Origin of the sequence: Streptomyces sp. NPDC048001, from assembly GCF_043203115.1 — a bacterium.
Taxonomy (GTDB): domain Bacteria; phylum Actinomycetota; class Actinomycetes; order Streptomycetales; family Streptomycetaceae; genus Streptomyces; species Streptomyces sanyensis.
This window is the reverse complement of record NZ_JBIDBN010000004.1, coordinates 153,414-172,027: the sequence shown is the minus strand read 5'-3', so window position 1 is coordinate 172,027 and position 18,614 is coordinate 153,414. Positions and strand designations below refer to the sequence as shown.

Here is an 18,614-nt window from a genome sequence, read left to right as displayed (position 1 = left end):
CCTGCTGCCCGGTCATCGGTCTGACGGGCCACAGCTTACGTATCCGTGCGGCGGGGCGCGCAGAGGCCGCGCCCTCGCGCACGGATCGATTGTCAGTGCCCGGTGGGAGAATTGAGCGGTGGTCAGGGGAGCGCGGATCCCGCTCCGCCTGGCCGTGCGAGATCTCAACGGTCCATCGCAGAAGGGGGATTGGATCGATGAAGGGCGATCGGGTGGAGATCGTGGTGGACGCGGGTGACACCACCCGCACCTACGAGGTGGTGGCGGCCCGGGCGGGCCGCAGGGTCGAGACGGCGGTCCGCAGAGGGGTGGTGGAAGTGAGCGAAGTCACCAGGTCGGGCACCGTGGTGCGGACGGCGCGGTTCATGGCCGCCCGGGTCCTGGCGCTGGTCGAGCAGCCCGTGCAGGTCGAGGGCCCCGCCCCCCTCCGGGATGACCCGGGGCAGCCGGGCCCCGGTCTCCACCCAGCGGAGTAGGACACGGCGCGGGGGGTCATCCTCCGGGAGGCCGGGCAAGCGGTACGCGGGCATGACGACCCCGGCCCCGGCCTTCCCTAGTGTGGTTTCCAAGCGGCGGGTGCAGCACTCGTCCCCCGAGGTCGGACACCCGCCGCTGCCGACACGAGGAACAGGAGAGGGACATGGCGGACACGACGTCGCGCACGTCGGACGCGGGGCTCGGCGTCCGCCCCTCCGGCACCCGCCACCCGCTGGTCGCGACGGCGATGGTGCTCCCTCTCGCGGCACTGCTCGTGGTCGCCTTCGGCGGCTGGGACGCGGTGGTCGTACAGGCGTCGTCCGTGGGCGTGATGCTGGGGCGCTGATCGGCGCCCCGGGCCCGGAAGAGCGGTCCGGGCCGGGGACATCGGGCCGACAGCCCCGTGGGGACGGGGGTGCGGCGGACGGCTGCGTTCGGCCGGCCGGCTGGGGAGCCGGCCGGCCGAACGCGCATGTGCCCCTGCGGCGGCCGGGGCACCCACCGGGGCGGATACGCTCGGCGCCGTGACCGCCGCCCTCGTCCGCAGCCTCTCCCGCCTCGCCCGTACGGCGGCCCATCCGGCCGCGCCCGCCTGCCCCGCCTGCGGATCGGCCGACGAGACCCTCGCCGACCGGCCCGACGGCACCGTGGTCCGCCACGGGGACGCGGTCGCCAAGGCCCACGCGCCGGGCACCGAGGCGGGTCCCCACACGGTGCGCCTGGCCGTCGCCGGGCACCCGGCGCTCGCCGGCATCCTGCTCGCGCCCCTGCCGGAGCGGGCCACCGGGCCGGCGGACCGGCCCCTGTCGGCCTGGCCCTACGGACGCCCCGTCGACCCGGCCGACCCCGGGGCCGCGCCCTGGGAGCAGGCCGCCGTCCTGCTCGCCCGGCTGCACCGGGTGGACCCGGGGGTGCTCCCGGGGCCGCTGCCGCCGATGCGCGGTCCCCTCAAGCTCGCCGCGGCCCTGGCGCGGATGGAGCGGGAGGCGGGCGGCCACCCCGCCGCGGCCGAGGTGCGCAGGGCGTGGCGGGGGCTGCCCGCGGCGGTCCGCGGCACAGGCCGCCCCGCTCCGGTGCCCGCCGCCCCCGGCGTCCTGTGCCACGGCGACCTCCACCTGGGGCAGCTGGTGCGCCACCCCGTGCCGGACGGCCCCTGGCTGCTGATCGACGTCGACGACCTGGGGCTCGGCGACCCGGCGTGGGACCTGGCCCGCCCGGCCGCCTGGTTCGCCGCGGGACTGCTCGCCCCCGACGTCTGGCAGCGCTTCCTCGGGGCCTACACCGCGGCCGGGGGACCGGCCGTCCCCGACCCCGCCGACCCCTGGCGCACCCTCGACGCGCCGGCCCGCGCCCTGACCGTGCAGACCGCGGCGCTCGCCCTGGCGCGGGCCGCGGCGGCGGGACGCGAGCCCGACGAGGTGGAGCGGGCGGTGCTGGACGCTTGTGCCCGAATCGGGACACTGGCACCCGAGTTGGAACGAGGCACCCCGTCGTAGGGTGAGGTCGGCGCCGACGCCGCCCGGACCGGGGCGCGGTGGCCGTTTTCCTTCCACACGAGGAGAGGCAGAGCAGACGATGCAGTGTCCCAAGTGCCATGCGGCGATGCACACCTACAACCGCAACGGCGTCCAGATCGAGCAGTGCAGCGGCTGCCGGGGGATATTCCTGGACTACGGGGAGCTGGAGGCGCTGACGCGTCTGGAGTCGCAGTGGGGGCAGCAGGCACCGCCGCCGCCCGCCCCCGGCGGCTACCCGGCGGCTCCCGCCCCCGCGGCACCGGCCTGGGGCGCCCCGCACCACGGCGGGCACCACAAGCACCACCGCAACCGCGGCTTCGGGCGGATGCTGTTCTCCTCCTGAGCGTTCCGGCCGCCGCACGGCGGCCGGACCACGACGAAGCCCCCGGCCGCAGGGCCGGGGGCTTTCGGGGCGGTGCGCGATACTGGGATTGAACCAGTGACCTCTTCCGTGTCAGGGAAGCGCTCTCCCGCTGAGCTAATCGCGCGGGACGACCTCCGGGGCGACCCGGGGGACCGTGTGGTGCGTGCGCGATACTGGGATTGAACCAGTGACCTCTTCCGTGTCAGGGAAGCGCTCTCCCGCTGAGCTAATCGCGCGGGTGTCCTTGCGGACCAGTGGACGATACTGGGATTGAACCAGTGACCTCTTCCGTGTCAGGGAAGCGCTCTCCCGCTGAGCTAATCGTCCGTGGAGGTGGAGACGGGATTTGAACCCGTGTAGACGGCTTTGCAGGCCGTTGCCTCGCCTCTCGGCCACTCCACCCGGAGTGCGGGGTCCGGGAAGATCCCGATCCCCCTTCTCGAGCGGACGACGAGATTCGAACTCGCGACCCTCACCTTGGCAAGGTGATGCTCTACCAACTGAGCCACGTCCGCCTGTCGTTTCCCGGTCCGCTTGCGCGTCCCGGCGACGTGTTGAACTCTAGCGGATTCCCGGGCCAGTACAAAAACGCGTTTGTGCAGCGTGCTGCCGTGTGTGCCCGTCGCCCCCGGTCACGGGCGGTGTCCGGCCCCCGCAGGGCCGCCCGTCCGCACCCCGGTCGGCGCCGGTCCTACACTCGCAGACGTGCACGACCTCGCTCCGCTGGCCCGCTTCGGCCCCCTCCTCGCCACCGACCTCAGGGACGTCACCAGCGACCCCGCGGCCCTCGACTCCTCGGGCTTCTGGGCCGTGGCCGCCGACTTCGAGGGCGGGCTGACCTGCGCGCGCTTCGGCGAGGTGCGGTCCGTGCCGGTCCCCGCCCCCGTCCCCGGGTGCTGGCGCGGCCCCGCGGCCGGGGAGTGGACCTCCTCGCTCGACCGCGCCGCCTACACCGCCGGAGTGCGCCGGATCCGGGCGCACATCGCGACGGGCGAGGTCTACCAGGCCAACCTGTGCCGGGTGCTGTCGGCCCCGCTGCCGGGGCCGGGCGCGGGGGACGTCGACGCGCTCGCCGCCCTGCTGGCGCGGGGCAACCCCGCCCCCTATGCAGGAACGATTCGGCTCCCGGCGCACGGAGTGGAGATCGCGAGCGCCTCCCCGGAACTCTTCCTGCGCCGCACCGGTCGCCTGGTGGAGTCCGGCCCGATCAAGGGCACCGGCCGCACCGCCGAGGACCTGCTGGAGAAGGACCACGCGGAGAACGTGATGATCGTGGACCTGGTCCGCAACGACCTCGGGCGCGTCTGCCGCACCGGGACCGTGACGGTGCCCGCGCTCTGCGCCGTGGAACCGCACCCGGGCCTGGTCCACCTGGTCTCCACGGTCCGGGGCGAACTCGCGCCCGGAGCCGGCTGGCCCGAGCTGCTGGCCGCGGCCTTCCCCCCGGGGTCCGTCACCGGAGCGCCCAAGTCCAGCGCCCTGAGGATCATCGACTCCCTGGAGACCGCGCCCCGGGGGCCCTACTGCGGCGGGATCGGCTGGGTCGACGCCGACCGGGGCACCGCCTCGCTCGCCGTCGGCATCCGCACCTTCTGGATCGACCGCGGCACACCGGGCGGTCCCCGCCTGTGCTTCGGCACCGGAGCGGGGATCACCTGGGGCTCCGACCCCGACCGGGAGTGGGAGGAGACCGAGCTGAAGGCCTCCCGGCTGCTCGCGATAGCGTCGGGTGCGTACCAGGCGAGCGGAAGGACTGCGGGATGAGGCTCTGGGTCAACGGTGGCCTCCGGGACGTCGAGGACGCCCGGGTGTCCGTGCTCGACCACGGCATGACCGTGGGCGACGGGATCTTCGAGACCGTCAAGGCGGTGCACGGGCGGCCCTTCGCCCTCACCCTCCACCTGGAGCGGCTCACCCGGTCCGCGCACGGGCTCGGCCTGCCCGAGCCCGACCACGACGAGATCCGGCACGCCTGCGCGGCGGTCCTGGACGCCAACCCGATGCCGCTCGGCCGCCTGCGCATCACCTACACCGGCGGCCTCTCCCCGCTCGGTTCGGACCGCGGCACCGACGGGCCCACCCTGGTGGTGGCCCTCGGCGCGACGGCGGAGCGCCCCGACACCACCGCCGCGGTCACCGTGCCCTGGACCCGCAACGAGCGCGGTGCCCTCGCCGGGCTGAAGACCACCTCCTACGCGGAGAACGTGGTCGCCCTCGCCCGCGCCCACGAGCAGGGCGCCTCCGAGGCGCTGTTCGCCAACACCGTCGGGCAGCTGTGCGAGGGCACCGGCTCCAACGTCTTCGTCGTACTCGACGGCGAGATCCACACCCCGCCCCTCGCCTCCGGCTGCCTGGCCGGCATCACCCGCGCCCTGGCCGCGGAGTGGACGGGCGCCCGCGAGACCGACCTGCCGATGGACGTCCTCCACCGGGCGCAGGAGGTGTTCCTCACCTCGACCCTCCGGGACGTGCAGGCCGTGGTCCGGATCGACGGCAGGGAGTCCGGGACGGCCCCCGGGCCCGTCACCGCCAAGGCCATGCGGATCTTCCGGGAGCGCGCGGCGGCCGACCCCGACCCGCGCTGACCCGGCGGCGGCTCGGCGGAAATCGGTGGTGTCGGGCGCCCCGGAGACAGGTAGAAACACCTCGATGACGACGACACTGCGGCCCACCGGGCCGATACGGCGGTCGGCGGGCGCGCTCGCCCGGGACTACGACGTGTGCGTGAACGGCAGACCCGTGGGCGCGGTCGCCCTGGCCGCCGAGCCCGGGCCCGGGCTCGTGGTCGGCCGCATCCTCGCGCTGCACATCGAGCCGCCCGACCGTGGCCGCGGCCGGGGCACCGTCGCGGCCCTCGCCGCCGAGGAGGTGCTGCGCGGCTGGGACTGCGCCGAGGTCCGCATCGCGGTCGGGGAGACAGCGGAGCCCGCCCTGCGGCTCGCGGGAGCGCTCGGCTACACCGCGCGCGCCCGCACGATGGCCAAGGGGACGGGCGGACCGCCGCCCGCCCTGCCCGACGGCGCCGAGGCCCGGCCCCTGGACCCGGCGGGCTACGACCGCTGGCGCGAGGCGGCGGTCGGCTCCTTCGCCAGGACCCTGGCCGCCCAGGGCTTCCCCGAGTCCGCGGCCCTCGCCCACTCCGAGCGGGCGCACGCCGGGCTCCTCCCCGAGGGCCTCGCCACCCCCGGGACCCGCATCCTGTACCTGTACGCCTCGGGGGAGCGGGTCGGCCGGATCTGGGTCGCCGAGCGCGACACCGGCCGGGGCGAGCGGGAGGCCTTCGTCTTCGACGTCGAGGTGGCGGAGCCGCACCGGGGCCGCGGACACGGCCGGACCCTGATGCTGCTCGCCGAGCGCACCGCGCGCGAGGCCGGTCTGGACCGCGTCGGGCTCAACGTCTTCGAGGGCAACACCCCGGCCCTGCGGCTCTACGAGTCCCTGGGGTACCGCACCACCCACCGCAACCTCGCCAAGCGGCTGCTCTGACCGGCCCGGCGGGCTGGTGCGGCCGGCGCGGCCCTGCGGAGCCGGCTGGCCCGCCGAGCTGCCCGATCAGGGGCGGGCGCGCCGGGACGCCCGCCGACGCCCGGCGGTGCCGGCCGGGGTGCTGACGCCGGAGCCCGCGGACACGGCGGTCGCCGGGCACGCGGCGGGGTGAGCCGCGGTAGCGACCGCTTCCGGCGGGCCCGGCCGGGTCCCTCGCGCTCGGCCCGTCCGCCCGGGAAGCCCCGGTGAACGGGGCGGCGGGCACGGACAGCCCCACCATGCGCCGATGCGCCGACGCGCAGGCCGAAGCAGTGCCGAGGACAGCTGCAGCGGCCCGCGCGTGGCCCCGGACGCGTACCCCTACGCCTCGGGCACCGCCGCCAGCAGCCGGTCGGCGATCTCCTCGATCCGTCCGCGCAGCCCTTCCTGGCTCACGCCGCCGTCCAGGCGCACCCCGTCGACGACATACGTCGGCGTCCCCGTGACGCCGAGCGCCTTCCCCTCGGCCTGGTCCGCGTCGACCACCAGGATGTGCCGCCCGTCGACCAGCGAGGTGTCGAACTCCTCCGCATCGAGGCCCAGCTCCCGCGCCAGCTCGACCAGCACCTCCTCGCCCCGACGCGACAGCTCCCCGGTGCGCGCGAGGAGCGCCTCCGCGTACTCCCGGCCCCGCCCCTGGACGGCCGCCTCCTCCGCCGCCTGCGCCGCGGCGAAGGCATGGCGGTTCTTCTCCAGGGGGAAGTGGCGCAGCCGCAGCTCGACCCGGTCGCCGTAGCGCTCGCGCAGGGCGCGGAGGTCGTCCTGCGCGCGGTGGCAGTCGGGGCACTGGAGGTCGCACCAGACGTCGACGACGACCGGGGGAGTGGAGGGGGAATCGCTCATGGCCCCAGTCTTCCACCCGCCCCGGGGCCGCCGCCCACCGCCCGCGGAACCGGCCGGGGTACATCCGCGCACGTCGCCGCGGGACCTGAGGAGGAGAACACCCCGGAGTTCTCCCTGAGCCGGGCCCGCACCGTGGCCCCGGGCCCCGCCGACGGTGCAGGATGGAAAGGGACGACACCGACACCCGTCGTCCCGCCGACCCTGGAGGACCGGATGCTTGCCGAGACCATCTGCTCCGCGGTGGCCGCGGCCGGCCTGGGCATCGCCGCGGTGACGGCGTACCGCAGGCGCTTCCTCGCCGCCGCCCGTATCGCCGCCTACTCCCTCGTCCCCCTCGGCCTGGTGCTCACCGGTGCGGTCGAGTGGGCCGTCGACACGGCCTTCAGCCCCTCCGCCTGGGTGGGCTTCGGCCTGCTCGGCGGCGCGTGGCTGCTCTTCGCCGCCACCCGCGTGACCGAGCGGAGGCGCGCCGCGAAGGCGGTGCCCCCGGCGGCCGAGCCCGCCCCGCGCGGCGGGGCCGTGGCGCCGGGCGCCACGACGCCGTCCCTCGGGTCCGGCGGGGAGACGCGCGGCCGCCCCCGGAGGAAGGAGACCGCCGAGGACGACTTCAGCGACATCGAGGCGATCCTCAAGAAGCACGGCATCTGACGCCCCTCGCCGCGACACGCGGCGGCCGTCCCGGCGCGGCCGCCGGGGTGCGGCCATGTGCGCGAAGGGACACGGGATCTGATGAACTCCCGTGCTCCAGGGCGGGGTTGGTGCTCCGCGGCCCCCGGGCTGCGTCATGATCTCTACGAGATGCTCGAAACCTCACGGGGCCAGTCCCCCGCACCGACCCGGGAGCCGCGAGGCTGTCTGTTCGCCCTCTCCCAGCCCCCCCTGATGATCTTCCTCGCGGTGATCGGGGTCCTGCTGCTGCTGGCGGCGCTCCACGACCTGTTCCTGCTGTGAGCGGCGGCCCGGCCGTCAGCCCGCGGCCTCCCGGCGGCGCGCCCGGTACGCCGCCACGTGCAGCCTGTTGCCGCAGGTGCGGCTGTCGCAGTAGCGGCGCGAGCGGTTGCGGGACAGGTCCACGAAGGCCCGCCCGCAGCCGGGCGCCTCGCAGCGGCGCAGCCGCTCCTTCTCGCCGGCCACCACGATGAAGGCGAGCGCCATCCCGCAGTCGGCGGCGAGGTGGTCGGCCACGGAGGCGCCGGGTGCGAAGTAGTGCACATGCCAGTCGTAGCCGTCGTGGTCGGTGAGCTGGGGGGTGGTGCCCGCCGCGGCCACCAGCTCGTTGATCAGCCCGGCCGCGCTCCGGCTGTCCGGTGCCGCGAAGACCTCCGCGAAGCGGTCCCTGATCCCCTGCACCGCCCTCAGGTCGCGGGGGCCCAGCCGGTCCACACCGCTGACGTTGTGCCGGCGGACGAACTCCTCGAGCGCCGCGATGTCCGCGAGTCCGTCCTCGCGGTCGTCTTCGGGCGCGGTGTTCACCAGATCGACGACCGCGTCGAGGGCGACGCGGGTGTCGTGGGGAATCAGCACGTTTCGCTCCCTGGGCTGCCGCGGGCCGGTGCCCGCCGAATTGCGCCGACTCTAGCGGTTCGTGCCCGGACGGCATTCGGCGCCGTCGCCACGGAATCCACCGCGGCGACGGCGCCGAATGCCTCCGCAGGGGAGGATCCGCGCGGCGCCGTCTCCCCGAGACGGACGGCGCCGGGCGGCTCTTACGCCTGGCTCAGTTCTCGGCCAGGATGTGCGAGAGCTCCGTGTCGAGATCGAAATGCCGGTGCTCGGTGCCGGGAGGCACCGCGGCGTCGGTCCGCTTCAGGAACGATTCGAGGGCCCGCGCCGGGGCCTCGAGGAGGGCTTCCCCTTCCGGGGAGCTCAGGGCGATGCAGACGACGCCCTGACCGTGGCTCCGGGACGGCCAGACACGGACGTCGCCGGTGCCGGTGGGCCTGTGGAGGCCCTCGGCGAGCAGGTCGCGGGCGAAGACCCATTCGACCGTCTCTTCGGCTCCGGTGTGGAAGGTGGCGTGCACGGCATAGGGATCGGCCGTGTCATACCGCAGGCCCGCGGGTACAGGCAGTGAGGACTCGCTCGATACAACGAGGCGCAGGTGCAGCTCGCAGCTGACCGTGGTGTTCATAAGCGCCAGGGCCTTTCGCTCAGTGTGCGCTCGGGGATTCGCACGTCGGCGAAATCGACATGCCACCTACGGTGCCGTTGTAAACCCCTCTGACCGTTTTGTGATGCCTCGCGTCCCTCGTACGGCGGTGGATTACCGTGCGCAATGCGTCCATCCTGGTGATCGGGTGCGATCCGGTAAGTTGGGCCCTATGCGAGCGGAGAGTGACGAGCGGGACGAGGGCGTCGCCATGACGGCGCGCCGCCCCGCGACGGGGGACGTGGCCACGGATGCGGCGTCGGCGCCCCAGGCGCCCGACGGGGAGGACGAGCGGCCGCTCGGCTCCCGGGCGCCGCACTTCATCAAGAGATCCAGGACCCTGCACATCAGCTGGCAGGTCGGCGTCTTCGTCGTCGGCCTCGCGGTCGTCTGCGCGGGCGCCGCCATGCTCGTGCTGCCGGGTCCCGGCTGGGTCGTGATCTTCGCCGGTATGGCGATCTGGGCGACCGAGTTCGTCTGGGCGCAGCTCGTGCTGCGCTGGACCAAGCGGAAGGTCACCGAGGCCGCCCAGCGCGCCCTGGACCCCCGGGTCAGGCGCCGCAACATCACCCTGACCGTGGTCGGCCTGGTGATCGCGGGCGGCCTGTGCGGCTTCTACCTGTGGAAGTTCGGCCTCGTCCTGCCGTGGCGGATCGAAAGCTGATCCCCGCGCGGCCGGCGGTCGGTCCGGCGGTGGTGCAGGGGCCCCTCTGACATGGGGTAATGTGTGCCGTGCGCCCGGGCGATTAGCTCAGCGGGAGAGCGCTTCGTTCACACCGAAGAGGTCACTGGTTCGATCCCAGTATCGCCCACCGGACCGAGGGCCCCGAGGACATCCGTCCCCGGGGCCCTCGGCGTTCAGCGCATCCGGCCGATGCCGTCCCGCATCCTGCGGAGCTCGCGCAGCCGCTGCTCGTAGGTGGCGCCCACCCCGAGCAGCAGCGCCCCCGCGAGCGCCGGAGGCAGCCACCGGGGGAGCGCCCCGACCGCCTGCACCACGTACGGCGCCAGCTCGTGCACGCCCAGCACCACCAGGACCCCGCCTCCGACGAGCAGCGGCGCCTGCAGCCGGCGGTGTGCGCCCACCAGGGTCACGACCAGGGCGGCCGAGCCCAGCAGCAGCGGACGGGTCCCCTGCCCGTCCACCAGCGCCCACAGCAGCCCGGGGACCGCCGTCGCGGCCAGACCCGGCCCGTAGGCCCGCCAGGAGGAGGTCCCCGGGTCGCGCCGCCTGCGCAGAGCGCCCACCACCAGCGCCGCCACGGTCACCGGAAGCGTGTAGGGCTCCGGAGCCGTCGCCCCGGCCGCGAACAGCCGCACCCAGGTGGCCACCAGGAACAGGCCGGCGGCCAGGTGCGCCGCGGCCGGGCGCCGCTCGGGGCGGAGCGCCGCCGCCGCCGCGACCACCCCGCACAGGGCGAGCACCAGGGACGCCCACGCGGCGTCCCCCGAGGCGGCCAGCACCGCCGCGGCCCCGGCCGGCACGGAGGCGAGCTCGACCGGCAGGGCCGCCGGGTGCCGCCCCAGGCGCCCGCCGACCCCGGCGGCGGCCGCGGGCACGGCCAGCAGCACCAGCGCGGCCTGGTGCGCGGGGAGCCCGGACGCCCCGGCGGCGGCCCCGGCCAGCCCGGTCGCCGCCAGTACCGCCGCCGCACCGAGCGCCGCGGGCCGTACCGTCCCGGCCGACCGGCGCGCCGCCACCGCCAGGGCCGCGGTCAGCACCCCGAGCACCGCGAACGTGGCGGTCCGGGTCGCGAGCGCCAGCGCGACCGCGCTCACCGCGGACCCCGCCGCGCACAGCAGCGCCGCCACGGCCGGGACGCCCTCCCCGGCGTCGTGCCGCGGCCCGGACGGCACCGGGCGGCTCCGTGCACCGGCGGCCAGTGCCCCGAGGGCCACCGCGGTCTGCCAGCAGACGGCGGCCGGGTACGGGGCGTCGACCGCCCAGGGCAGGACCGCCAGGGCCGCCCACCCGAGCACCAGGGCCACCGCCGCGGCCGCCCCCCGCCAGGGCCCGGTCACCGCGGGGCGCAGCGCGGGGAGCGCCCGGGGGCGCAGGGCGAGCAGCGCCGGGAGCACCGCCGCGCCCGCGAGGACCACGGGTACCGAGAGCGGCGCGCCCGGCGCCGGCAGCCCGGGCAGCGCCTCGCGGACCGTGGCGGGCGCGCCCTCCCAGATCGCGCCGACCCGGCCCGCCGGCCCCGCCAGGGCCACCGCGAGCGCGGTGGCCGCGGCGGGCACCGCCAGGGCGTGCACCGCCGCCGAGGCCCAGCAGGCGCCCCGCAGCACGCCCGGCGGCAGCGGGGGCCGCGCCGAGACGGCGAGCACCGCCGCGCACAGCAGGTACCCCGGCGCGCCCCAGCCCTCGGGGACCCCGGCGCGAACCACCCCGCCCACCGCGGCCACGACCGCCAGGGCGGACGCGGCGGAGGCCGGGACGGCCGCCGACGGGGCCCGCCAGGCCGCGAGGAGGCCCGTCGCGGCCACCGCGAGCAGCAGCGGACCGGCGGCCGCCGCGTCCGCGGGGGTGTCCGCGGTGAGCGAGCGCCGCAGACCCTCCGCCAGCGCGCCCGCGCCGGCGAGGGCCGCGGCGGCCCCGGCGAAGCCCCGCACCGCACCCGGTCGCGCCCGCAGGGCCGCGGCGGTGCCCCCCGCGGCGGTCAGCAGCAGGGCCCAGCCCGGTTCCGGTGCGCCCGGTGCGCCGGAGAGCGCCCACAGCGGGAGCGCGGGCTGCGCGACGCACACCGCGGCCGGCAGCGGGGCGCGCAGCGCGGGAAGCAGCAGCCCCTGCGCCGTCCACACGCCGGCGAGCAGCGCGCAGGCGCACGCCGTCGCCGCCACCGGGTCCGCTCCCGGGAACACCACCCGGTACACGGCGTAGGCGTCGAGCGCCGTGAGCACCAGGGCCACCGCGCAGACCGCCTCCGCGGTCGCGGGCAGGCCCCGGCGCAGCAGCGGCAGCGGTGCCCCGAGCGCCGCCAGGGTCACGGCGCCCAGCACGGCGGAGCGTCCGCCGATGCCGAGGCTGCCCCAGCCGAGCAGGGTGAAGGCGATCGCCGCGACGGCCAGCAGCGTTCCGCCGAGGGCGAGCAGCACGTTGCGCACCCCGGGAGGCGACGCCTCGGCGCGGGGCGGCGCGGCGGCCGCCGCCGGAGCGGGCGGCACGGCTGCCCCGGCCGGCGGAGCCGCCGCGGCGAGCAGCCAGGCGCGGCGGGTCAGCAACTGCGAGCGCCGGGCGTCCAGTCGGCGCAGCTCGGCGTCGACGAGCGCCAGTTCCTCGGCGGGCGGCGGCGGGATCTCCATGGCGGCAGTGTGGTGCCGGTCACGGTGCGGGGCATGGGGCCGGATACTCAGGTGCGCGTGAGTACCCGGGGCGGCGGCGACCGGGGTGCCCTCTCGGCGCCCCTGGCCGAGGCGGGGGGCAGGGCGCCGGAGGGACCCGGTCGTCCCCCGGCCTCTCCCGCGAGGTGGGGCCGGTCCGGGACCGGCGTGCCGGGCGCCCGGTGCCGGTGCGGCCCGGGGCGGCGCAGACTGGGGGCATGGACTGGTGCCGCTACCGCTTCCGCTGCGTCTGGGACCTGCCCGCTCCCCCGGACGCCGTCCACCGCGTCCTCGAACGGGGAGAGGACTATCCCCGGTGGTGGCCGCAGGTGCGCGAGGTCGTCCCGGTCGACGGGTCGTCAGCCAGGGTCACCTTCCGCTCGCTGCTCCCCTACGACCTGGTGGTCACGGTGCGGGCGCGGCGGCAGGACCGGGGTGCGGGTGTGCTGGAGGCCGCGCTGGAGGGCGACCTCGACGGCTGGTCGCGCTGGACGCTCCTGCCGCACGGCGGGGGCACCCGGGCCGTGTACGAGCAGGAGGTCGAGGTGCGCAGGCCCCTGATGCGGCGGCTGGCGGTACCGTGCCGCCCGCTGTTCCGCGCCAACCACGCCCTGATGATGCGCGCCGGGCGCAGGGGGCTGGCCGCCCGGCTGGCGGCGGTTTGAACCTGGGGCGCGGCGCACTGTATTGTTCAGTCCGTTCCCGGGCGATTAGCTCAGCGGGAGAGCGCTTCGTTCACACCGAAGAGGTCACTGGTTCGATCCCAGTATCGCCCACGGCAGCAGGCCGGTCCGTCGCAGACGGACCGGCCTCGCGCGTTCCCGGCCGCGGCGCTCAGGCGGCCGCCGCGGGCAGTTCCGGGCGCAGGGGCCAGGCCGGGTCGACCGGCTCGGGCTGGCCGCTGCGGGCGAACCACGCCTGGAGCCCCCGGGCCTGGGCCGCGTGCCACACGGCCTGCAGGGTGTGCAGTTCCGCCGCCGACAGGCGCTCCAGCCGTGCGGCGAACCGCCGGCCCACCGCCCTGACCACCTCCAGCGAGGCCAGGGCGTCCGCCGCCGCGTCGTGTGCGGCGCCGAGTTCCACCTCGTAGTGGGCGCACAGATCGGTCAGGGTGCGCCGCCCCTTGCGGTAGCGGTCCAGGTGCTTGTCGAGGACCCGGGGGTCGAGCACGCACAGCGGCGCGTTCTCCAGATAGCGGGTCAGCGACGAGGCCCGGTGCCGGCGCAACTCCCGGTCCAGCAGCGTCAGGTCGAAGGGTGCGTTCATGACCACCAGCGGCCGGGCGGCCGCGCACTGCTCGGCCAGCAGCCGCGCTATCTCCTCCATCACGGGGGACGGCCAGCGGCCGTTCCGGTGGAGGTGGTCCTCCGTCAGCCCGTGCACCGCGGTGGCCGCGGGGGGCACGGGCACCCCGGGGTCGACCAGCCAGCGCGTGGTGCGCGGCCGCCCCCCGGGCGTGTCCTGGACGACGACGGCGGCCGAAACGATCCGGTCCTCCTCGACGTCCACTCCGGTCGTCTCCGTGTCAAATGCGGCCAGCGGGCCGTCGAACCAGTACGTCATCCCCGAACTCCTCGCACGCGCCTGGCAGATGGCGACAACTCCTGCCCGAAGCGGTGATACCCGGACCGTTTGCGCCGTACGCCGGGCGGTGACAACACAGGTGACGGGGAGAGGAATTGCCATGGCGCTCGCCCAGCCCGAGCCGGGAGGGCCGCCGGCCCAGCGGTCCGCACCGGTGCGCGGTTCACTGGCCACCACCGCCTGCATGGAGACCCTCCAGGTGGGCTATCTGCACGCCGTCGCGGCCGCCGCCGGGTGCTCGCTGTCCCAGCCGTTCCCGGACAACGGGATCGACTGGCACGTCAGCCACGGATCGCCCGGGCACGCCGTGGACGACGAGGTCACCATCAAGGTGCAGTTGAAGGCCACGTACCAGCTGGCACCCCGGCCGCCCGGGCCGTCGTTCTCCTTCACCCTCGACAACGACCACCTGGCGAAGCTCGCCCGCACCCCGGTGGCCGTCCACAAGATCCTCGTCGTGATGATCGTCCCCAGGGACCGGGAGGACTGGCTGCGTGCCGGGCACGACCGCCTCGACCTGCGCCACTGCTGCTACTGGACCAACCTCGCCGGCCATCCGGTGACGGGCAGCCGGCGCACCACGGTGCGCGTCCCCACCGCCCGGATCTTCGACGACCGGGCCCTGTGCGAGATCATGACCCGCGTCGGCGCGGGAGGGAGGCCCTGATGCACCGGCCCTTCGACGACGGGACCGGCGACGGTGCCCCGCCGCCCCGCCCCCACCCGGTGGGCCTGCCCGCCCCCTGGGACGGCGCCCCCGAACCGGACCCGGCGCAGGTCGACCCGGCCGTCCTCGGGGCCCTGCTCGACCGGCACGGCTGGCGGCGCCGCGGCGGCGCCCCCGGCCGCTACGGCCGCTGGACGCCCCCCGGGCCCGCCGCGGCGGCAGGCCCCAGCCTGCTGCTGCCGCAGGACCGGGCGTACCCCGACAGCGAGGAACTGCTCGCCGAGGCACTGACCGCGCTCGGCCGGAGCCCGCTACCCTCCGCGCGCGAGGTGCTCGTCGCCCTCGCCGTGCCCAGCGACGAGATCCGCTGGTGGCGTGCGGTCCCCGAGGGGCCCTCGGGGGTGTCCTCGTGGGCCGCCCAGGAGCAACTGCGCGCCGCGGTGGGGCAGATGCTGACGGCCGGGGCGCTCGCCGTGCGGGCCCGCTCCGGATACCACGGGGCCCGGCGCAGACGGCAGGCGCGGGCGGCGCTCTCCGGGGTGCTGGTCGGCCCGGCCCCCGGAGGGCGGGAACTGACCGCCTTCGTCCCGGTCCGCACGGGGCGGGCCGTCGCCGTGCGCCTCTGCCACGCCCTGCACGCCACCCGGGAGGCGATCGACTACCGCCGCGCCGCGGGCGGCATGGACGCCTTCGACACGGCCGTCCGCGCGGGCGTCAGCCGGGAGCTGACCGAGTCCGTGATCGCCCTGGTCCGCGGCTCGGAGGGGGCGCGCGTCGCCCTGGACTGGTCGCCCGCCGCCGGGGTGCCCCGGGGCTGCGGGGTGCGTACGGGCCCCGTGGAGTTCTCGGCCGGGGACCTGGCCGCCCTGCGCGAGGCGGGTGCGCGCTACCTCCGGGCGGAGCCGTCCGTCCCCGTGGTGCTCACCGGCACGGTGGTGCGGATGCGCCGGAGCGGCCCCCGGGGCCCGGGGACGGTGCGGCTGCGGGTCCTGTCCGGGGCCGAGGTCGGCCGGGTGCGGGTGGCGCTCGACGAGGAGGCCTACCGCACCGCCGGGCACGCCCACCTCGACGGGCTCCCGGTGCGGGTGGCGGGGCGCCTGGAGAGCCGGGGCGGCTTCCGGAACCTCGCGGGCGCGGAAGGGCTCGTCCCCGTGCCCCTGGACGAGGCCGAGCGCGACCGGCTGATGAAGTCCCTCCACGAGAGCCCGGACTGCTGCGAGGAGGGCGGCGACGGCGAGGAGGAGCGCCCCCGCCCCTGAGCCGTGCGCGCCGCCCGTGCGCCGGGTCCCGCGCGCCGCCCGTGCGCCGGGTCCCGCGCGCCGGCCCGGCAGGCCCGGTGCCCGGTCCGGGCGCCCCGCGGCCCGAGAACCGTTTCGCGGGCGGCCCCCCGGGATCGGTACGATTCCTGGTGCGCGTGCCGTACCCGGCCGCACACCCACCTTCAGTCAGGAGAGACCGGTGTCAGACGTCCGTGTGATCATCCAACGCGATTCCGAGCGGGAAGAGCGCGTGGTGACGCCGGGCACTACGGCCGCCGAGCTGTTCGCCGGCGAGCGCACCGTGGTCGCCGCCCGTGTCGCGGGCGAGCTGAAGGACCTCGCCTACGCGGTGCGGGACGGCGAGCAGGTCGAGCCGGTCGAGATCTCCTCCCCGGACGGCCTGGACATCCTGCGGCACTCCACCGCGCACGTCATGGCCCAGGCCGTGCAGGAACTCTTCCCCGAGGCCAAGCTGGGCATCGGCCCGCCGGTCAAGGACGGCTTCTACTACGACTTCGACGTGGACCGGCCCTTCACCCCCGAGGACCTCAAGGCCGTCGAGAAGAAGATGCAGGAGATCCAGAAGCGCGGCCAGCGCTTCTCCCGCCGGGTCGTCAGCGACGAGGCGGCCCGCGAGGAGCTCGCGGGGGAGCCCTACAAGCTGGAGCTGATCGGCCTCAAGGGCTCGGCCTCCTCCGACGACGGCGCGGACGTCGAGGTGGGCGCGGGCGAGCTGACCATCTACGACAACCTCGACGCCAAGACCGGCGAGCTGTGCTGGAAGGACCTGTGCCGCGGTCCCCACCTGCCCAGCACCCGCGCCATCCCGGCGTTCAAGCTGATGCGCAACGCCGCCGCCTACTGGCGCGGCAGCGAGAAGAACCCGATGCTCCAGCGCATCTACGGCACCGCCTGGCCCTCCAAGGACGAGCTGAAGGCCCACCTGGACTTCCTCGCCGAGGCGGAGAAGCGCGACCACCGCAAGCTCGGCAGCGAGCTCGACCTCTTCTCCATCCCCGAGGAGATCGGCTCCGGCCTCGCCGTCTTCCACCCCAGGGGCGGCATCATCCGCCGGGTCATGGAGGACTACTCCCGCAGGCGCCACGAGGAGGAGGGGTACGAGTTCGTCTACACCCCCCACGCCACCAAGGGGAAGCTGTTCGAGGTCTCCGGGCACCTCGACTGGTACGCCGAGGGCATGTACCCCCCCATGCAGCTCGACGAGGGCGTGGACTACTACCTCAAGCCCATGAACTGCCCGATGCACAACCTGGTCTTCGACGCCCGGGGCCGCTCCTACCGCGAACTGCCCCTGCGGCTCTTCGAGTTCGGGACGGTCTACCGGTACGAGAAGTCCGGAGTGGTGCACGGTCTGACCCGCGCCCGCGGCTTCACCCAGGACGACGCCCACATCTACTGCACCAAGGAGCAGATGGCGGAGGAGCTCGACCGCACCCTGACCTTCGTGCTCAACCTGCTGCGCGACTACGGTCTCGACGACTTCTACCTGGAGCTGTCCACCAAGGACCCGGAGAAGTTCGTCGGCTCCGACGAGGTCTGGGAGGAGGCGACCGAGACCCTGCGGCAGGTGGCCGAGAAGCAGGGTCTGGAGCTCGTCGCCGACCCGGGAGGGGCCGCGTTCTACGGGCCGAAGATCTCCGTGCAGGCCAGGGACGCCATCGGCCGGACCTGGCAGATGTCGACGGTGCAGCTGGACTTCAACCTCCCCGAGCGCTTCGGCCTGGAGTACACCGGCCCGGACGGCACCAAGCAGCGCCCCGTCATGATCCACCGCGCCCTGTTCGGGTCGATCGAGCGCTTCTTCGCCGTGCTGCTGGAGCACTACGCGGGGGCCATGCCGCCGTGGCTGGCGCCGGTCCAGGCGGTCGGCATCCCGATCGGCGACTCCCATGTGGAGTACCTCCAGGAGTTCGCCGCCGACGCCCGCCGCAAGGGCCTGCGCGTCGACGTCGACGCCTCCTCGGACCGGATGCAGAAGAAGATCCGCAACCACCAGAAGACCAAGGTCCCCTTCATGGTGATCGTCGGCGACGAGGACATGAACGCCGGCACCGTCTCCTTCCGCTACCGCGACGGCTCCCAGGAGAACGGCATCCCGCGCGAGGAGGCCCTCGCCAAGCTGGCCGACGTGGTGGAGCGCCGCGTCCAGGTCTGAGGCGCCGGTCCCCGGGGGCCGGGCCCGGCCGCTCCGGTCCCCGGGAGGCGCACGAGGGCGCCTCCCGGCGGTGGGGGCCGCCCTCGCTCCGCGGCCCCACCGGCGGCGAATATGCTGGCCCGCATGACGACTGAGCCGGAGCAGCAGATCGGAGTGGGGACGCCTGACGCGTTCCAGCGCCTGTGGACGCCTCACCGCATGGCGTACATCCAGGGCGAGAACAAGCCCACCGGCCCCGGGTCCGGCGACGGCTGCCCGTTCTGTCTCATCCCGTCCAAGTCCGACGAGGACGGGCTGGTCGTCGCGCGGGGCGAGAGCGTCTACGCGGTGCTCAACCTCTACCCGTACAACGGCGGCCACCTGATGGTCGTCCCCTACCGGCACGTCGCCGACTACACCGAGCTGGACGACGCCGAGACGGTGGAGCTCGCCAGGCTGACCAAGGAGGCGATGACCGCACTGCGCTCCGCCTCGGGGGCCCACGGCTTCAACATCGGCATCAACCAGGGCGCCGCCGCCGGTGCCGGGATCGCCGCCCATCTGCACCAGCACATCGTCCCCCGGTGGGGCGGCGACACCAACTTCATGCCGGTGATCGGTGCGACCAAGGTGCTGCCGCAGCTGCTCGGGGACACCCGGCGGATGCTCGCCGACGCCTGGCCCGCCTGAGCCCGGCCGCCCGCCCGAGCCCGCGGCCGACCCGGCCGCCGCGCGGGGCCGCCGGCCGGGGCC

At 75.6% G+C, this 18,614-nt stretch carries 20 protein-coding genes and 7 tRNA genes; 17 read left to right on the top strand and 10 right to left on the bottom strand.

Translation table 11 applies throughout. The features are described from left to right. The first annotated feature begins 197 nt into the window (after positions 1-197). From ACGF15_RS09360 to ACGF15_RS09345, 4 genes are all read left to right on the top strand, one after another. Positions 198-476, top strand: a complete 279-nt coding sequence (locus ACGF15_RS09360) for a hypothetical protein (protein WP_345616188.1) — start codon at positions 198-200, stop codon at positions 474-476. Between the two features lie 164 nt (positions 477-640). Further along, positions 641-823: a hypothetical protein gene (locus ACGF15_RS09355; RefSeq protein ID WP_345616187.1), complete on the top strand. Its 183-nt coding sequence runs from the start codon at positions 641-643 to the stop codon at positions 821-823. Between the two features lie 178 nt (positions 824-1,001). Further along, positions 1,002-1,973, top strand: coding sequence for a phosphotransferase family protein (locus tag ACGF15_RS09350; RefSeq protein ID WP_392797487.1), 972 nt, complete (start codon positions 1,002-1,004; stop codon positions 1,971-1,973). Positions 1,974-2,052: 79 nt separating this feature from the next. Continuing rightward, on the top strand, positions 2,053-2,337 hold the full coding sequence (locus tag ACGF15_RS09345) for a zf-TFIIB domain-containing protein (RefSeq protein WP_392797486.1): 285 nt from the start codon (positions 2,053-2,055) through the stop codon (positions 2,335-2,337). A gap of 73 nt (positions 2,338-2,410) precedes the next feature. Here ACGF15_RS09345 and ACGF15_RS09340 read toward each other — a convergent pair. The 5 genes from ACGF15_RS09340 to ACGF15_RS09320 form a co-directional block, all read right to left on the bottom strand. After that, positions 2,411-2,482: transfer RNA gene (locus ACGF15_RS09340), tRNA-Val, on the bottom strand. 40 nt (positions 2,483-2,522) lie between these two features. Beyond that, positions 2,523-2,594 (bottom strand) — tRNA-Val (locus tag ACGF15_RS09335). 19 nt (positions 2,595-2,613) lie between these two features. Further along, positions 2,614-2,685 (bottom strand) — tRNA-Val (locus ACGF15_RS09330). Between the two features lies 1 nt (position 2,686). Further along, positions 2,687-2,760: transfer RNA gene (locus ACGF15_RS09325), tRNA-Cys, on the bottom strand. 40 nt (positions 2,761-2,800) lie between these two features. Beyond that, positions 2,801-2,873, bottom strand: a tRNA-Gly gene (locus ACGF15_RS09320). Between the two features lie 190 nt (positions 2,874-3,063). Between ACGF15_RS09320 and ACGF15_RS09315 the strand changes: the two genes are divergently transcribed. The 3 genes from ACGF15_RS09315 (at position 3,064) to ACGF15_RS09305 (ending at position 5,844) form a co-directional block, all read left to right on the top strand. Then, positions 3,064-4,122, top strand: coding sequence for a chorismate-binding protein (locus tag ACGF15_RS09315; RefSeq protein WP_345616185.1), 1,059 nt, complete (start codon positions 3,064-3,066; stop codon positions 4,120-4,122). Continuing rightward, the gene (locus ACGF15_RS09310; protein WP_345616184.1) at positions 4,119-4,943 is read left to right on the top strand and encodes an aminodeoxychorismate lyase; all 825 of its coding nucleotides are present in this window, start codon (positions 4,119-4,121) and stop codon (positions 4,941-4,943) included. Before ACGF15_RS09315 ends, ACGF15_RS09310 begins: the two co-directional genes overlap by 4 nt. Before the next feature lie 64 nt (positions 4,944-5,007). Further along, positions 5,008-5,844 (top strand): GNAT family N-acetyltransferase, encoded by an 837-nt coding sequence (locus tag ACGF15_RS09305; protein ID WP_345616183.1) that lies wholly within the window; start codon positions 5,008-5,010, stop codon positions 5,842-5,844. Between the two features lie 360 nt (positions 5,845-6,204). Here the strand turns inward: ACGF15_RS09305 and ACGF15_RS09300 are convergent, their stop codons facing one another. Further along, entirely contained in the window at positions 6,205-6,726 is a 522-nt protein-coding gene (locus ACGF15_RS09300; protein WP_345616182.1) for a DsbA family protein, read from the bottom strand. Between the two features lie 213 nt (positions 6,727-6,939). Between ACGF15_RS09300 and ACGF15_RS09295 the strand changes: the two genes are divergently transcribed. Together ACGF15_RS09295 and ACGF15_RS09290 are read left to right on the top strand one after the other, a co-directional pair. Then, on the top strand, positions 6,940-7,374 hold the full coding sequence (locus ACGF15_RS09295) for a hypothetical protein (protein WP_345616181.1): 435 nt from the start codon (positions 6,940-6,942) through the stop codon (positions 7,372-7,374). Between the two features lie 150 nt (positions 7,375-7,524). Further along, positions 7,525-7,677: a hypothetical protein gene (locus ACGF15_RS09290; RefSeq protein ID WP_345616180.1), complete on the top strand. Its 153-nt coding sequence runs from the start codon at positions 7,525-7,527 to the stop codon at positions 7,675-7,677. Between the two features lie 15 nt (positions 7,678-7,692). Here ACGF15_RS09290 and ACGF15_RS09285 read toward each other — a convergent pair whose 3' ends face one another. Then, positions 7,693-8,250 carry a CGNR zinc finger domain-containing protein gene (locus ACGF15_RS09285; RefSeq protein WP_362609787.1) on the bottom strand — a complete coding sequence of 186 codons (558 nt, stop codon included), beginning with the start codon at positions 8,248-8,250 and terminating at the stop codon, positions 7,693-7,695. 193 nt (positions 8,251-8,443) lie between these two features. Beyond that, positions 8,444-8,857, bottom strand: a complete 414-nt coding sequence (locus ACGF15_RS09280; protein WP_003987206.1) for an SsgA family sporulation/cell division regulator — start codon at positions 8,855-8,857, stop codon at positions 8,444-8,446. 190 nt (positions 8,858-9,047) lie between these two features. On the opposite strand from ACGF15_RS09280, the gene ACGF15_RS09275 reads away from it, so the two are divergent. Both ACGF15_RS09275 and ACGF15_RS09270 read left to right on the top strand, forming a co-directional pair. After that, positions 9,048-9,539 carry a TIGR02611 family protein gene (locus tag ACGF15_RS09275; protein WP_345616177.1) on the top strand — a complete coding sequence of 164 codons (492 nt, stop codon included), beginning with the start codon at positions 9,048-9,050 and terminating at the stop codon, positions 9,537-9,539. A 76-nt stretch (positions 9,540-9,615) separates the two neighbouring features. Beyond that, positions 9,616-9,687, top strand: a tRNA-Val gene (locus tag ACGF15_RS09270). A 46-nt stretch (positions 9,688-9,733) separates the two neighbouring features. On the opposite strand, the gene ACGF15_RS09265 is transcribed toward ACGF15_RS09270, so the two are convergent. Then, the gene (locus tag ACGF15_RS09265) at positions 9,734-12,178 is read right to left on the bottom strand and encodes an SCO7613 C-terminal domain-containing membrane protein (protein WP_392797480.1); all 2,445 of its coding nucleotides are present in this window, start codon (positions 12,176-12,178) and stop codon (positions 9,734-9,736) included. A gap of 236 nt (positions 12,179-12,414) precedes the next feature. Here ACGF15_RS09265 and ACGF15_RS09260 point away from each other — a divergent pair, with 236 nt between their 5' ends. Next, positions 12,415-12,861, top strand: a complete 447-nt coding sequence (locus tag ACGF15_RS09260; RefSeq protein ID WP_362609793.1) for an SRPBCC family protein — start codon at positions 12,415-12,417, stop codon at positions 12,859-12,861. Positions 12,862-12,900: 39 nt separating this feature from the next. Then, a tRNA-Val gene (locus tag ACGF15_RS09255) sits at positions 12,901-12,972 on the top strand. 58 nt (positions 12,973-13,030) lie between these two features. Here the strand turns inward: ACGF15_RS09255 and ACGF15_RS09250 are convergent. After that, a complete protein-coding gene (locus ACGF15_RS09250) occupies positions 13,031-13,759 on the bottom strand; it encodes a 3'-5' exonuclease (RefSeq protein WP_345616174.1) in 729 nt (242 codons plus the stop codon). A 121-nt stretch (positions 13,760-13,880) separates the two neighbouring features. Here ACGF15_RS09250 and ACGF15_RS09245 point away from each other — a divergent pair, with 121 nt between their 5' ends. From ACGF15_RS09245 to ACGF15_RS09230, 4 genes are all read left to right on the top strand, one after another. Then, a complete protein-coding gene (locus ACGF15_RS09245) occupies positions 13,881-14,447 on the top strand; it encodes a DUF4365 domain-containing protein (protein WP_360652260.1) in 567 nt (188 codons plus the stop codon). Next, complete coding sequence (locus tag ACGF15_RS09240; protein ID WP_345616172.1) at positions 14,447-15,706, top strand: hypothetical protein; 1,260 nt, start codon at positions 14,447-14,449, stop codon at positions 15,704-15,706. The genes ACGF15_RS09245 and ACGF15_RS09240 overlap by 1 nt, the downstream gene beginning before the upstream one ends. Positions 15,707-15,905: 199 nt before the next feature. Next, positions 15,906-17,882, top strand: a complete 1,977-nt coding sequence (thrS, locus tag ACGF15_RS09235; RefSeq protein WP_392797477.1) for a threonine--tRNA ligase — start codon at positions 15,906-15,908, stop codon at positions 17,880-17,882. 111 nt (positions 17,883-17,993) lie between these two features. After that, positions 17,994-18,551 carry an HIT domain-containing protein gene (locus ACGF15_RS09230; protein ID WP_345616170.1) on the top strand — a complete coding sequence of 186 codons (558 nt, stop codon included), beginning with the start codon at positions 17,994-17,996 and terminating at the stop codon, positions 18,549-18,551. Positions 18,552-18,614 lie beyond the last annotated feature (63 nt).

Excerpts from the sequence above, each read along its gene's own strand:
- ACGF15_RS09360 (WP_345616188.1), top strand. The coding sequence starts at position 198 with ATGAAGGGCGATCGGGTGGAGATCGTGGTGGACGCGGGTGACACCACC.
- ACGF15_RS09355 (WP_345616187.1), top strand. The coding sequence starts at position 641 with ATGGCGGACACGACGTCGCGCACGTCGGACGCGGGGCTCGGCGTCCGC.
- ACGF15_RS09345 (WP_392797486.1), top strand. The coding sequence starts at position 2,053 with ATGCAGTGTCCCAAGTGCCATGCGGCGATGCACACCTACAACCGCAAC.
- ACGF15_RS09310 (WP_345616184.1), top strand. The coding sequence starts at position 4,119 with ATGAGGCTCTGGGTCAACGGTGGCCTCCGGGACGTCGAGGACGCCCGG.
- ACGF15_RS09305 (WP_345616183.1), top strand. The coding sequence starts at position 5,008 with ATGACGACGACACTGCGGCCCACCGGGCCGATACGGCGGTCGGCGGGC.
- ACGF15_RS09300 (WP_345616182.1), bottom strand. The coding sequence starts at position 6,726 with ATGAGCGATTCCCCCTCCACTCCCCCGGTCGTCGTCGACGTCTGGTGC.
- ACGF15_RS09295 (WP_345616181.1), top strand. The coding sequence starts at position 6,940 with ATGCTTGCCGAGACCATCTGCTCCGCGGTGGCCGCGGCCGGCCTGGGC.
- ACGF15_RS09290 (WP_345616180.1), top strand. The coding sequence starts at position 7,525 with ATGCTCGAAACCTCACGGGGCCAGTCCCCCGCACCGACCCGGGAGCCG.
- ACGF15_RS09280 (WP_003987206.1), bottom strand. The coding sequence starts at position 8,857 with ATGAACACCACGGTCAGCTGCGAGCTGCACCTGCGCCTCGTTGTATCG.
- ACGF15_RS09275 (WP_345616177.1), top strand. The coding sequence starts at position 9,048 with ATGCGAGCGGAGAGTGACGAGCGGGACGAGGGCGTCGCCATGACGGCG.
- ACGF15_RS09265 (WP_392797480.1), bottom strand. The coding sequence starts at position 12,178 with ATGGAGATCCCGCCGCCGCCCGCCGAGGAACTGGCGCTCGTCGACGCC.
- ACGF15_RS09260 (WP_362609793.1), top strand. The coding sequence starts at position 12,415 with ATGGACTGGTGCCGCTACCGCTTCCGCTGCGTCTGGGACCTGCCCGCT.
- ACGF15_RS09250 (WP_345616174.1), bottom strand. The coding sequence starts at position 13,759 with ATGACGTACTGGTTCGACGGCCCGCTGGCCGCATTTGACACGGAGACG.
- ACGF15_RS09245 (WP_360652260.1), top strand. The coding sequence starts at position 13,881 with ATGGCGCTCGCCCAGCCCGAGCCGGGAGGGCCGCCGGCCCAGCGGTCC.
- ACGF15_RS09240 (WP_345616172.1), top strand. The coding sequence starts at position 14,447 with ATGCACCGGCCCTTCGACGACGGGACCGGCGACGGTGCCCCGCCGCCC.
- ACGF15_RS09230 (WP_345616170.1), top strand. The coding sequence starts at position 17,994 with ATGCTGGCCCGCATGACGACTGAGCCGGAGCAGCAGATCGGAGTGGGG.